The sequence below is a fragment of the Bacillota bacterium genome (assembly GCA_040755295.1).
GTDB lineage: Bacteria > Bacillota > Desulfotomaculia > Desulfotomaculales > Ammonificaceae > SURF-55.
Map to the genome: position 1 here is coordinate 251710 of JBFMBK010000001.1, position 13054 is coordinate 264763.

The following is a 13054-nucleotide window of genomic DNA, read 5'->3' on the forward strand; positions in this document are numbered from 1 at the left end:
CTGAGCGGCGAGCCTGACAAAGCCGGGCGAAGTAATCACCGCGCGTAACCGGAGCACAGCGATTCCGGTGGGACAACGACGGCAAGGGCTTGATTATAAACTAAACGGCAAGGATTGCTTTTAACAATTCCTTGCCGTGTTTTGCTTCTAACTGGTGGGCCATGAGGGACTCGAACCCCCAACCAGACGATTAAGAGTCGCCTGCTCTACCAATTGAGCTAATGGCCCGTTTCAGATGTCGGATGCAAGAGGCCGGATGTCGGACTCACGAGGCCGGACACCGGAATTTCTTTTCTAGCCTCTAACCTCTTGCCTCTAACTTCCAAAATGGTGGAGGGGGCTGGATTCGAACCAGCGAAGGCGTTGCCAGCAGATTTACAGTCTGCCCCCTTTGGCCACTCGGGTACCCCTCCGTTTCGGATGTCGGACGCAAGAGGTCGGATGCCGGACCTCTTTGGATGCCGTGCGGCTGTCAGATGCACGAGGTCTGATGTCGGATGATTTACAATACGCTGCCTGTTATGTTCCGGCCTCTGACTTCCTGCTTCCGACCTCTGAAATGGTCGGGATGGGGGGATTTGAACCCCCGGCCTCGTGCTCCCAAGGCACGCGCGCTCACCAAGCTGCGCTACATCCCGGGGATTTGCCGCAGAATTTATTATAGCTAAGTAGAGGCGCCGCGTCAAGGGAAAAAGAGCGCTTATGAACTCTTCTTATCTCATCCGACCTCTCACTTCCCACCTCACATATCCCACGGCACCCATGACATCCTTTCGCGGATTTCGCCGCCGAATACTTCCTCCATTGTTCCTTCTTTAATGATGCGCCCGCCGAGTATCACGGCCACCCGACCGGCAAGGTAAGGTATTTCCGTATAATCGTGGGTGACGAAGAGCGTGGTGGTCCCGGTTTCCTTGAGCAGTCCGCCGAGTTCCTTTAAAAGAGCGTTGCGGGTGGGGTAATCCAGCGCCGCGAAAGGTTCGTCCAGGAAAAGCACCTCCGGTTCAAGGGCGAACGCGCGGGCCAGGCTGACGCGCTGCGCCTCGCCGCCGGAAACGCGCCGGGCGGGGCGGCGGGCCAGGGAGGAGATGCCGAAGTACTCCAGCCACTTCGACGCCCGGGCTTCCGCTTCGCGGCGCGGCACGCCCTTGATCCGCAGGGGGGTGGTGATGTTCCCCAGCACCGTGGTGTTCAGCAGCAGGGATTCCTGGAAAACCACCGCCGTCCGCCGGCGCAGGGCGAGACTGTTCCCGTTGCGGACGGTCCGGCCGTCGAACCTGACGGTCCCTGACGTCGGCGGCTGGAGGTGGGCGAGGGTCAGGAGCAGGCTGGTCTTGCCAGCGCCGTTCGGCCCGACGAGAGCCAGGACTTCGCCCTTCCTGAGGGTCAGGCTGTCGACTGCGAATACTTCGCGACCGGAAATGGTCAGGCGCAGGTTTTCTGCCTCAAGCAGCGCTTTCAAGCAATACCTCCTCTAAAGTCCTAAGTCCTAAGAAGCCTAACCGGACAAGCCGGAACTAAAAAATATTACCACAGAGACACAGAGGCACAGAGGAAACCAAAAGTGTCCGCAACACGATTCTACATCCGGGAGTTTAGTCCCTTCTTTTAAGACAGGGGACTTTCGACTTCGGGCTGAGGACTACCGTCTTACTTCGCGGCCCCTCTCTGCTGCAGGATGGTCAGCGCCGCGGTGATGCTGAAAGAGAGCAGCAGCAGGATGATGCTGAGGGCCGTAGCCAGTTCGAAGTTCCCCTTGGAGACCTCGAGAACGGTGGCGGTCGTGAGCACGCGGGTCTGCCCGTGTATGTTCCCGCCGACCATCATCGATGCTCCGACCTCCGAAATCACACCGCCGAAACCGGCGATTACCGCCGCAAGGATGCCGAGGCGCGCCTCACGCAGCAGGAGCCACAGGTACTGCAGGCGGGTCGGTCCCAGCGAGAGCATCTGCAGGCGAAGCTTCGGGCTGACCGACTGTATCGCCGCCACGGTGAAGCCGGCGACGATCGGCGAGGCGATGATCGCCTGGGCGATAATCATGGCCGCGGGCGAATATAGGATGCCCAGGAAGCCCAACGGTCCGTACCGGGCAAGACAGAGCCAGGTGGCGAGGCCGACGACGACGGGCGGCAGCCCCATCCCGAAGTTGATCAGGCTTACCACCAACCCGCGCCCGAAGAAACGGGAAAGGGCGAGGGCGGCGCCGGCGGGGACGCTTACAGCCACGCTGATGCAGGTGGCCGTGGCTGATACCTGCAGCGTGCGCAGGGTGATGTTCACCACTTCCGGGTCGCCGGTTGATATTAACCGCAAGGCTTCCGTTATCCCTTGACCGAGGATGCTCAAGAATATGCCTCCCGTAAAAACTGTATTCTAACCGCCAAGACGCCAAGTCGCCAAAAAACTATTATATCTTGGATCGGGTTGCAGAGCAGTGGATACGGCCCGTTCTGCCGGACCGAAAAATAGCCTGCCTGCCGTTGTCCCTACGTGTGACGCCGCCTAGGTGACAACGGCAGGGGCTTTATAGAAATGAGACGTATGGGCTATGTTTATCGGTGCGTATCCCACCTTACGAACGTTATATCGAGTCCGGAGTCTTATGTCCTAAGTCCGGAAACACGAACTTGGACAGTAGATAGTAGTCCAGTAGTCAGTATGTAGAATATAGAATGTAGAATATAGAATTTGAGACTCCGGAACCCGTATTTCTTCTTCTTTCGGATCCCCGATCGGGACTCGCTACCTTCTTACCCGGACTCAGGACTTTCGACTTAGGACTTAACTTGTGACCCGCGACTCGTGACTCGTGACTTACGCCAGGTCTTCCATCTTCTTGCCCGCGTCGGGCGTAAACAGCGACTGCCCGAATTTGTCCTTGCCGAAGTCGCCGATCACTTGCTGCGTATCGGGCGACGTCATAAAGTCCACAAACGCCTTCGCGCCTTCGGCGTTGACCTTGCTGAACTTTTCGGGGTTGACTTGCATCACATGATAGATGTTAAGCAGCGACTTGTCGCCCTCCGACAAAATCTCGAGCTTGACGTTGGCCTTCTGCGCCAGGTAGGTGGCGCGGTCGGTCAGGGTGTAGCCCTTCTTCTCGGAGGCCATCAACAGGGTCGCGCCCATGCCTTGTCCGGACTCCTGATACCAGCTTCCGGACGGGGTGACGCCGGTCTCTTCCCAGATGGAGATCTCCTTCTTGTTGGTGCCGGAATCGTCGCCGCGGGAGATAAAGACCACCTTCTTAGCGGCGATATCCTTGAATGCCTCAACGCTGGTCTTGCCCTTGATCCCGGCGGGATCTTCCGGCAGCCCGACGACGATAAAGTCGTTGTGCATCACCAGTTGATAGTTGATCCCGACGCCGGAATCGACCAATTCTTTTTCGGACGCAGGGGCGTGCACCAGCAGGACGTCGGCTTCGCCTTTTTTGCCCATTTCAAGCGCCTGGCCGGTTCCGACGGCGATGGTTTTAACCTTGTAGCCGGTTTGTTTCTCGAAAAGCGGGGTTAAAACGTCGAGCAGGCCGGAATCAACCGTGGAAGTGGTGGTGGCGAGAATCAAATCCTTCACCTTGGGCTGAGAGGTTGCGGGCTGTTGTGTTTCCTCCACCTTGGCGGTCTTGCCGCAGCCGGTGAGCAAAGCCAGGGCGACAAGCGCGAACAGCGCCAAAATAAGCGTTTTTCTTAACATAATCCAGCTCCTTATGAAAATTCTTTAAAATGGCGCAGCAATATAAAAAGCCGGACTCCCGCGCGCAAGGAAGCCGGCTTGACGTGTGCCAGCAATTCCCCTCCTTTCCGCACCGGGAGGCGCACCCGTTTCCAGATGCACCCTATCGGTCCGCCCGCCATAGCCTTTTAATGTGCCGTAGGACGGGAGACTCGGAGAAGTTAAATTTTACATTCGTCGTTGATTTAAAAATTCCTGCATTTGATGGGGAATTATCGCGATAATCAGTATGCATAGGGAGAATATAGAATATAGATGTAGAATATATAAGGTATAATATGGTATGTGGAATGTTGAAGGTAGAAGTAGAAGTCGGAACCCAAAAAAGCATTGGGAACGTATTGAATCTACAAAAAAAGAAACCGGCGGGGACCGTTTTCGGAGGCCCGGAGACAGGGGGCCGGAGGTCGAATTCGGCAAAAAAAGAATCCAGCGGAAACCGCTGGATGGGGAGAGATAGAGTTTTTTAGCGGAGCTTTCAACATTATTACCCGATGCCGGGCGGTTTATACATGCGGCGAAATTTTTTATTTGCGGTGCGCCCGTACGGCGACGGGCGTACTAAAGCACACCCGCCTATGGTATACTGGTGGTAACACGATCGAACTGTTCAACATTCCGAAGGGCGCAGCGATAAGCAACGTTTTCGGAAGTCGGAGGCACGATGTCGTAAATCGGAGTCCTTGAAAGAATTCGCAGTTGCGAATTCCCACTTTGAATCCGACCTCTGATTTCTTGCTTCCGACATCTGAATCCGCCGGTCTTCCTTGCACTACATTACTTCTCGCCGCGTTCCGTAGGTGTCAGGTGGCAGCTGAAAGTTCCATGAATAACAATATGAAACTATTGGAGGCCGCGGTTTTGCGGCGGTCTCAGGGGAAGGGGGGATGGAAGTGATCGACACCTTTCGGAAGGTAGTTCTGGTGGGGATAGGCGCGCTGTCGCTCACCAAGGAAAAGGCCGAGCAGTTGGCGAAGGAGCTTGCGGAAAAAGGACATGTGACGACGGACGAGGCCCGTACTTTTGTGAAAGAGCTTCTGGACCGCGGCGAGAGGGAACGTGAAACGCTCCAGAAAACGGTCAGGGAAGAGATCAACGGTTTGCGTGATAACTGGGGCCTGGTTACGAAGAGGGATTTGAACGAGCTGTTTCAAAGGATCGAGAAGATCGAGGAAGCGGTTTTCGGCAAGAGACAGGAAGTCGAAAGGACAACTGTTGTGGTGGAGGAAGTAAAGGAAGAGGGTTGAAATTACAAAGGCGATGTTCCTAAATGAGCCGGATTACAAAGGCCACTCCGCAAGGGGTGGTTTTATTGTTATGCCGCATGGTGAATAGTTACTTGTTATAAAACCGCGCCGGACTCCGTAACTATGGTGGTAGTAGTCTTTTCTAACATTCAGCGCATAGTGTTTCGCCGGCGGGACGCTAAATGGATGCGCCTTATTAAATCACTGGAGTGGTGGCCGTGCGGTGGAGCCTGAAAGACCGCGGCAAAACAGCGCCTGTCTGTTACACAGACGGGCGGGAGGATAGGTTTCCGCACTTGAAGGAGTTCTGCAGAACGGTCCTGTTAATCCTGTTCGTTCTTGCTGTGTTTTGTTGGGCGAACCCGGAGCGTGCGGGCTGTCAGGAAACCGAAAACCCGCTGTGGACCACGCAGCGGTTCCTGCTGGTTGTGGTCGACGGGCTGGAAGTCGAAGCGGTAAACGGAGATACGACCCCGAGCATCGAAGGCATAGGTACCGCCGGGGTGAAAATCTACGATGTCGCCGGATTTCCGCCTGATTCCCCGGACGCCGTGGTGGCTTCGCTCCTGACCGGGGTAACGCCCGCACGGCACGGATGCTACGGTCCGGGAGACAGGGTCCGCGGGCGTACGCTTTTCTCGCTTCTCGCGGAGCGGGAAACGAAAACCGCCGTCTTTGTTTCCGGGGGGATGCCCTCTTACGGTCCCGGGCAGGGGGCGGGCAGGGTCGTGACGGCGTCCGGGGATACCGCGCTGGTAAGCAAAGCGATCGATTACCTCCGGGAGGAAGCGCCGTACTTCACGGTGGTCGTCTTGCGGGGCCCGCGGCTTGCGCGGGAAAGGGGCGCCGACCACGATGAGTACCTGCGTGCGGTTAACGCCGCCGATACCGAAATCGGGAGGCTGACCGGGTATCTCCGGGACCATCGGGACCTTGACGCTACTCTCCTTTGTGTCACCGGTACAACGGGAAGGCCGCCGCTTTTCCTCAAGGCAGCGGAGTTGAGATCAGGCGTTTCGCTGCCGCCGGCGGGGATTGTCGATGTGGCGCCCACGCTGGGTTACCTGATGGGGGTGGAACTGCCGGCTCCGGAGGGGCTTATATTGTGGAACGCTTTGAACGGCGGCGCGGAGCAGAGCGGGGAATACCTGTCGGAGCTGCGGGTGCGGGATTTGAGCCGCGCGCTCTTTGCAGCGAGGGCGGAGATGCGCCGTCTCCTGGGGGAACAGTCCGGCGTGCAGCGGGAAAAGAGGGAGGTCAGCAATCAGCGGCAGGCGATGGAGAGCGTCGTCGAGGCGCGCGACCGGCGCATCAGACAGCTCCAGGGCGCGATAGCGCGCTGGAAGGGAGCGATGCTGCTGGCCTTGGGGTTGTGCGGCGCGGGTTATTATTTCGAGTACCGGTTCCTGCGGCGGCGCTACCTGCTGTTCAAATGAAGCGGCGGAGCCAATGCCGCTACAGGGACTTCGAAAGGGTGGGCACGGCCTGCCCTGTTTTTTTATTTACAGAAAATATAATTTACTTTTGGCTTTCCTGGTTCATTCCTGCCGCAACGCCCCCGCAAAATCATAAACCGGTCACTTTCCGTTTTATACGCTCTGAAGGCTAAATTTGCCCGTTAGGTAAGAAGTTGTTTACATGTGTAGAGCTTACAAATTATATTGGCTGATAACGGCGCTTTCTGTTCAACCTATTTAAATGAAAGCTGGTGGTTTACAGCTTAATAAGACGCAAGGTTGTGTTGCAGTGAAGGGAATAAAAATAGCTGTATCCGGAAAAGGCGGTGCGGGAAAGACCACTCTATCGGCTGCTCTCATTCGTGCCTATGCTTTGACCCACCGGCGGGTTTACGCCGTTGATGCCGACCCGGACGCCTCGCTGGCGCTTGCGTTAGGGATTCCAGCCGAGGCGGCGGCACAGATTCGTCCCGTAGTAGAGATTAAGGAGCATGTGCAGGAAGCAATGGGAGGAGAAGGGGGGTTTTTTAGTTTAAACCCGCCCTTAGGGGAGATACTCGACGATTTTTGTTTCCGGCTGGATAACATTCTGTTCATGCGGATGGGGGGATTAAAAAAAGGGGGCACCAGTTGTTACTGCCGGGAAAACGCTTTTTTAAGCGCTGTTTTAACCGCACTTCTCCTGGAACGGGATGAGGTGGTGGTGATGGATATGCCGGCGGGTATTGAGCATCTCTCCCGCGGGACGGCGCGAGGGGTGGATGTTTTGCTGGTGGTGACGGAGCCGAACCGGCGGAGCATTCACACCGGAAGTCTGGTGCTAAGACTGGCGGGAGATATCGGCATCCCAAGGGTGGCGGTGATCGGGAACAAGGTGGCGTCGCCGGAAGACGGAGGGCTGGTCGAGTCGGCCTTTCCGGGCAGGGTTATAGGGACGCTTCCTTTCGACCCGGCCGCCTACTGCGGGGAAGGTGAATTGGGGATGGGGTTCCGGGAGTCGGTAACAAAGATTAAAGACGCAGTTGATAAGGAGAGGGTTAGTTCAGATGATCAATGTAACTGAACGGGCGCGGGAAATTGTCGGCAGGTATAAAGGGAAAGACGCGGTATTGATTCACGTTCTGGAAGACGCCCAGAACGAGTTCGGTTACCTTCCGGAAGAAGCGCTTGAGGTTGTTTCCAAGGAACTGGGGATTTCCCTCGCCGAGATTTACGGCGTGGCTTCCTTTTACGCGCGTTTTTACTTCACGCCGCGGGGGAGGAACATCGTACGGGTCTGTACCGGAACGGCCTGCTACGTCCGGGGTTCCGGGCGCATCCTCACGAAGTTCGAGGATGAGCTTGGTTTAAAAAACGGCGAGACATCAGAAGACCTGAAGTATACCCTCGAAACCGTAAGCTGTGTAGGGTGCTGCGCGTTGGCGCCGGTGATGGTGATTAACGAAAAGACGCAGCGGGTGCTCGACGCCGGTAAGGTGTTAACCTCGTTAAAGAGGAGTGAGAGCGTTGGCCAGGATTGAAAACCGGTCGGTCTTAGAGGCGTTGTCCAACGACCTGGCCGCGGAGCGGGCACGGGTCAAGCACAAGGTGAAGGTGTGCATGGGCACCGGATGTGTCGGGGGCGGCGCGGAGGAGGTCTTCAGGGCCTTTGAATCGGAAGTCGAGCGCCAGGGATCGGACGCGAGGGTGGTCCCGGTCGGCTGCCAGGGGTTCTGTCAGGGCGGCCCGATCGTATCCGTCGACCCGCAGGAGTTCTTCCTGAACAGGGTCTCGGTGTTGGACGTGCCCAAAATCGTTGATTTATCAGTGAAAAGGGGCAAGGAACTTGTAACGCATTTTTACCGCAATCCGGACACGGGTGAGCTCTGCAGCCGGAAGGCGGATATGCCGTTCTACGCGAACCAGACGCGGATAGCCATGAAGGATCTGGGGCAGATCAACCCGATGGACATTGAGGATTACATCGCCGTCGGCGGGTACCTCCCGCTGGCCGGGGTGCTGACCGAGATGACCCCCGAAGCGGTTATCGAAGAGATGAAGACATCGGGACTGAGGGGCCGCGGCGGGGCCGGTTTCCCCGCGGGGAGGAAATGGGAGTCGGCGCGCCGGTCACCGGGAGCGAAGAAGTACGTTATCTGCAACGGGGATGAGGGCGACCCCGGCGCGTTTATGGACCGTTCGATGATGGAAGGGAACCCGCACGCGGTGCTGGAAGGGATGTTGATCTGCGCCTACGCCGTCGGGTCGGACGAAGGGTATATTTACGTCCGCGCCGAATACCCGCTGGCGGTGAAGCGCCTCGAGCAGGCGATAATACAGGCGCGGGAACGCGGGCTGCTGGGCGAGAACATCCTGGGCACCGGGTTTGCGTTTGACCTGCACGTGAAGAAGGGGGCGGGGGCCTTTATCTGCGGCGAGTCAACCACGCTGATGGTGGCGATCGAGGGCAGGCGCCCTTCGCCGCGTCAGACGCCTCCCCGCTCGGTGGAGCAGGGTTTGTGGGGGATGCCGACCTGCCTGAACAACGTGGAGACCTTCGTGAATGTCCCGGCGATTATCCGTAACGGCGGCGACTGGTACGCCCGGTACGGCACCGAGCAGTCCAAGGGAACCAAGGCGTTCTGCATCACCGGCAACATCAGTAACACCGGTCTGATAGAGGTCCCGATGGGAATGACGCTGCGCGAGGTTGTTTACGACGTGGGAGGCGGTGTCATGGGGGACGGTAAATTCAAGGCGGTCCAGACCGGCGGCCCTTCGGGCGGGTGTATCCCCGAGGCACACATCGACGCGGCGGTGGATTTTGAGTCGTTGAAGTCGCTGGGTTCGATGATGGGTTCCGGCGGCATGGTGGTCGTCGACGATAAGACCTGCATGGTGGAGTTCGCCCGGTTCTTCCTTTCCTTCACGCAGCGCGAGTCGTGCGGCAAGTGCCCGCCGTGCAGGATCGGGACCTACGAGATGCTGCAGATATTGAACAGGATTGTGGCCGGGGAAGGCCGGGAGGGCGACATCGAGCGCCTTGAGGATATAGGGTGGAAGATCAAGCAGACCGCGCTGTGCGGTCTCGGTCAAAGCGCGCCGAACCCGGTGCTTTCGACCATCCGTTACTTCCGCGAGGAATACGAGGCGCACATCAGGGATAAGGGATGTCCGGCCCGGGCCTGCACGACCCTGGGGAGTTATGTCATCGGGGAAGACTGCGTCCAGTGCGGTCTTTGCAGGCAGAGTTGTTCCCACGGGGCGATCATCGAGACCAGGGACAGGTACTATATCGACAACGTGCTTTGTCAGAAGTGCGGGACGTGTCTGGCGGTCTGCCCGACCGGCTGCGTGCTGGTCGAGCCGGCGGTCCGAAAGGAGGCGGTAGGGACATGAGCGACGCGGTTTGCGAGGTTACCAGGGCCTTCGAGGAGTACACGGAGTTTACCGAGGAGAAGCTCTGCGGGCGCTGCATCCCCTGCATGACGGCGGCGCCGATGATTATAGACACTTTGGAGCGGCTGAGGCGTGGAGAGGCTACAACGGACGACATCAGTCAACTGGAAAGCATCTGCAGCCAGGTGATGATTGTAGCCTTATGTAAACACGGGCAGAAGGCGGTGGCAAACCTTTCTCAATCCGTTAAAAACCACCGGGAGGTGTTTCAATCCCACGCGGAGAAGCATCATTGCCCGGAAGGGTCCTGTGAAGGACTTCTTATTTACCAGGTGAATCCGGAGCGGTGCACCCAGTGCGACAAGTGCCGGGAGGTGTGTCCCGAGGGGGCGATATTCGGGGAGCCCTATATCGCTTACCGGACCGATAACCTGCCGTATATAATCGTCGGGGAAAAATGCTCGCACTGCGGGGAATGCGCAAAGGTTTGCGCAGACGGGGCCATAGAAGTTGTCTAAGGTATCTGTTCAGATGTCACCTAACACTTACGGAACGTGGCGAGAAGCGAGTAGGAGAAGGAGGTCCAGGCGGGCCGAACCGGAGCGTATATAGAAATACATGAGGATTCGGACCACCCGGCCGACGAAGTAGTGCGAAGCTTATCGCCGCGCCCTACGGAGTGTCTGAATAGTTGTCGGAAAAAAAGGGGGAAGGTAGTTTTGGCCTCATCAGTTACCCTTACCATTGATGGTAAGGAAATCTCCGTCCCGGAAGGAACCACCGTCCTTCATGCGGCAAAAGCAGCGGGAATAGTTATTCCTCATCTCTGTTATTGTTCCGGGCTGAAGGCGACAGGGGCGTGCCGTCTTTGCGTGGTGGAGATTGAAAAGGTCCGGGGGCTGGTGGTCTCCTGCGTACGGAAGGTGGCTCCGGGAATGGTGGTCCGCACCAGTACGGAGCAGATTTTAGAAGCGAGGCGTTTTATAATAGAACTCCTGCTTTCGAGGCATCCCGGACTCTGTCTGAGCTGCGACAAAAGCGGGGTCTGCAAGCTGCAGCGCTATGCTTATGAGCTAGGCATCGAACGGCCTTCCTACCCGGTGCGTGATCCCGGTTATCCCGTTGACGATGCCAATCCTTTTATTGTACGGAATTATAATCTGTGTATCGTTTGCGGGCGGTGCATCCGCGTGTGCCGGGGACAGGGAAGCGATATTCTGGACTTTGTAAAACGCGGAATCGAAACAAAGGTTGCTACCGCCCTGGACAAACCGCTGCAGGAGGCCGGCTGCGATTTTTGCGGAAGCTGCGTCGGCGTTTGTCCCACGGGGGCGCTCCTGGAGAAAAAAGGGCGCGGTAAGGGCCGCGAGTGGGAACTGCGCGCGGTGGAGAGCCATTGCGGCTATTGCGGCAGCGCCTGCAAGTTGTTGTACAACCTGAAAGGCGATGACGTCGTAAAGGTCGCAACCGAAAGACCGGCCGACTACCTTTGCGCCCGGGGGCGCTTCGGCTATAGCCATATCGACGGCGCGGCGCGGCTTGAGACTCCCCTGGTGCGTAAAAACGGGGAACTGGCTCCCGCAAGCTGGGATGAGGCGTTGGAATTTGTCGCGGGCCGCCTTAAGGGGATCAAAGAGAATTACGGCCCGCAGGCCGTCGGGGGGATCGCCGGCGCGCTGGCGACCAACGAGACGGCCTATGTTTTTCAGAAGTTTATCCGGGCGGGGTTGCAGAGCAATAACGTCGACAGCGGGGTGCGTTTTTCCGGACTCGAACTCCTGCAGAAACTCGAAGCGGTAGTCGGCGGCACGAAAGGATACGCCGCTTTGAATGATGTGGGCGCCGCCGGGGTGATCCTGGTGGTCGGCGACGTGTGGCGGCGGGTGCCGGCGGTGTGGGGTCGGATCAAACAGGCGGCCGACCGGGGGGCGAAGGTTGTTTACATCGGTTTCTATGCCGGCCGCCCGGTAAAGATAGCAAAGGTCTGGCTGCGGGCGCTGCCCGGTTCCGAACACGTCGTGCTCCAGCAGATGGCGCAGGTGGTGGTCCGGAAGGAAGGTAATGTAAAGGCCGAGAAAGAGCAGATTACGGGATTTAACAGGTTTGCGAAGAGCCTCAAAGAGGCGGCGGGTGCACCGGCCGGGGTGAGCGCCGACGATATTGCAGCGGCGGCCGAACTCTGGATGGATGCGAAGGCCAAAGGCGTGGTGGTGCTGGCGGTTGACGGCGTGACGCAGCAGACCGGAAGCGCCGCCCTCAATCTTTGCCTGCTGACCGGAAGGGTCAAAAAGGCGTTCTTCCCCGGGCATTCCCTTTCCAACGCTCAGGGGGTCTGGCGGATGGGCGCGGTTGCGGATTGTTACCCCGGTTTGCAGCCGGTTTCCAAAGCGGCGGCCAGGTTTTCGAAATTATGGGGGATGGCGGCGCCGGATACCCCGGGACTGGCGGCGGACGAAATGCTTGCCCAGGATTCCCCCCTGAAGGCGCTTTATGTGCTCCAGGAGGACCCGGTCGTGTCATTCCCGGGTGGCGCGCGGGTTGCCGCCCGGCTTAATGACCTCCAGCTGCTGGTGGTCCAGGACCTTTTCCTGACCGAGACGGCGAAGATGGCCGATGTGGTCCTGCCGCTGGCCTCCTCGCTGGAAACCGGTGGTACATGCGTGAATGCGGAAGGTAGGGTTCGACAGTACGGGAAAGTATTACCGGAGAAAACGCTAGCCGTCTGGCAGGTTATCGAACAACTGGCGTCGAAAATGAATTTCTCGTTGAGTTATGTATCCTGCCGTCAAGTGGGGGAGGAAGCGCGGGCGGTGGCCCCGAATTTCGGGATAACCCCCGGCACTTCGCCACGCCCGGCCTTTCAGCCGGTGAACGGTTCAGGGGCGAAAGCGGAAGACGCCGGTTCTCTAAGGTTGGTACCCTTCGCGTCCCGCTTCGGTTTTTATAATGACCATTGGATAAAGAACAGCGGACTTGACGATCTCTTGCCTTATCAAGGAGATTTTGTCGCCATCGCCCCGGAGGACGCTGATCGTTTAGGGCTCGCCGAAGGAGCACCGGTGTCCGTAAGTACGGCATACGGACAGACCGGCACCGTGGTGCAAGTAGACCCGGGCCTTCCGGCGGGAGTGGTAATAATGCCGGCTTTTGCGGCGAAGACGAACATGCTTTTGGGCCCTGATGGACCGAACGGGCCTGTAGCGGCGGCCTTAACAAAGTTGTAAGGAGGCAGTA

10 protein-coding genes, 3 tRNA genes and 1 riboswitch are annotated in these 13054 nt (G+C 57.9%); of the genes, 7 read left to right on the forward strand and 6 right to left on the reverse strand.

Annotated elements, in window-relative coordinates; all coding sequences use genetic code 11:
- Window positions 1-152: 152 nt before the first annotated feature.
- From AB1500_01140 to AB1500_01165, 6 genes are all read right to left on the reverse strand, one after another.
- Window positions 153-228 (reverse strand) — tRNA-Lys (locus tag AB1500_01140).
- Between the two features lie 100 nt (window positions 229-328).
- Window positions 329-413: transfer RNA gene (locus AB1500_01145), tRNA-Tyr, on the reverse strand.
- A gap of 147 nt (window positions 414-560) precedes the next feature.
- Window positions 561-638, reverse strand: a tRNA-Pro gene (locus tag AB1500_01150).
- A gap of 104 nt (window positions 639-742) precedes the next feature.
- Window positions 743-1462, reverse strand: coding sequence for an ATP-binding cassette domain-containing protein (locus AB1500_01155; protein ID MEW6181769.1), 720 nt, complete (start codon window positions 1460-1462; stop codon window positions 743-745).
- 188 nt (window positions 1463-1650) lie between these two features.
- Entirely contained in the window at window positions 1651-2349 is a 699-nt protein-coding gene (locus tag AB1500_01160; GenBank protein ID MEW6181770.1) for an ABC transporter permease, read from the reverse strand.
- Between the two features lie 468 nt (window positions 2350-2817).
- Entirely contained in the window at window positions 2818-3699 is an 882-nt protein-coding gene (locus AB1500_01165) for a substrate-binding domain-containing protein (protein ID MEW6181771.1), read from the reverse strand.
- Window positions 3700-3783: 84 nt separating this feature from the next.
- Window positions 3784-3908: riboswitch (molybdenum cofactor riboswitch) on the reverse strand.
- A gap of 723 nt (window positions 3909-4631) precedes the next feature.
- On the opposite strand from AB1500_01165, the gene AB1500_01170 reads away from it, so the two are divergent.
- From AB1500_01170 to AB1500_01200, 7 genes are all read left to right on the forward strand, one after another.
- The gene (locus AB1500_01170; GenBank protein MEW6181772.1) at window positions 4632-4985 is read left to right on the forward strand and encodes a hypothetical protein; all 354 of its coding nucleotides are present in this window, start codon (window positions 4632-4634) and stop codon (window positions 4983-4985) included.
- Between the two features lie 218 nt (window positions 4986-5203).
- Complete coding sequence (locus AB1500_01175) at window positions 5204-6421, forward strand: hypothetical protein (protein MEW6181773.1); 1218 nt, start codon at window positions 5204-5206, stop codon at window positions 6419-6421.
- A 310-nt stretch (window positions 6422-6731) separates the two neighbouring features.
- The gene (locus AB1500_01180; GenBank protein ID MEW6181774.1) at window positions 6732-7505 is read left to right on the forward strand and encodes an AAA family ATPase; all 774 of its coding nucleotides are present in this window, start codon (window positions 6732-6734) and stop codon (window positions 7503-7505) included.
- Window positions 7489-7962 carry an NADH-quinone oxidoreductase subunit NuoE gene (gene nuoE, locus AB1500_01185; protein ID MEW6181775.1) on the forward strand — a complete coding sequence of 158 codons (474 nt, stop codon included), beginning with the start codon at window positions 7489-7491 and terminating at the stop codon, window positions 7960-7962. Before AB1500_01180 ends, nuoE begins: the two co-directional genes overlap by 17 nt.
- Entirely contained in the window at window positions 7949-9820 is a 1872-nt protein-coding gene (locus AB1500_01190) for an NADH-quinone oxidoreductase subunit NuoF (GenBank protein MEW6181776.1), read from the forward strand. Before nuoE ends, AB1500_01190 begins: the two co-directional genes overlap by 14 nt.
- A complete protein-coding gene (locus tag AB1500_01195; GenBank protein MEW6181777.1) occupies window positions 9817-10338 on the forward strand; it encodes an NADH-ubiquinone oxidoreductase-F iron-sulfur binding region domain-containing protein in 522 nt (173 codons plus the stop codon). The genes AB1500_01190 and AB1500_01195 overlap by 4 nt, the downstream gene beginning before the upstream one ends.
- 201 nt (window positions 10339-10539) lie before the next feature.
- Window positions 10540-13044 carry a molybdopterin-dependent oxidoreductase gene (locus tag AB1500_01200; GenBank protein MEW6181778.1) on the forward strand — a complete coding sequence of 835 codons (2505 nt, stop codon included), beginning with the start codon at window positions 10540-10542 and terminating at the stop codon, window positions 13042-13044.
- The last annotated feature ends 10 nt before the right edge of the window (window positions 13045-13054 follow it).

Excerpts from the sequence above, each read along its gene's own strand:
- AB1500_01165 (MEW6181771.1), bottom strand. The coding sequence starts at position 3,699 with ATGTTAAGAAAAACGCTTATTTTGGCGCTGTTCGCGCTTGTCGCCCTG.
- nuoE (MEW6181775.1), top strand. The coding sequence starts at position 7,489 with ATGATCAATGTAACTGAACGGGCGCGGGAAATTGTCGGCAGGTATAAA.
- AB1500_01195 (MEW6181777.1), top strand. The coding sequence starts at position 9,817 with ATGAGCGACGCGGTTTGCGAGGTTACCAGGGCCTTCGAGGAGTACACG.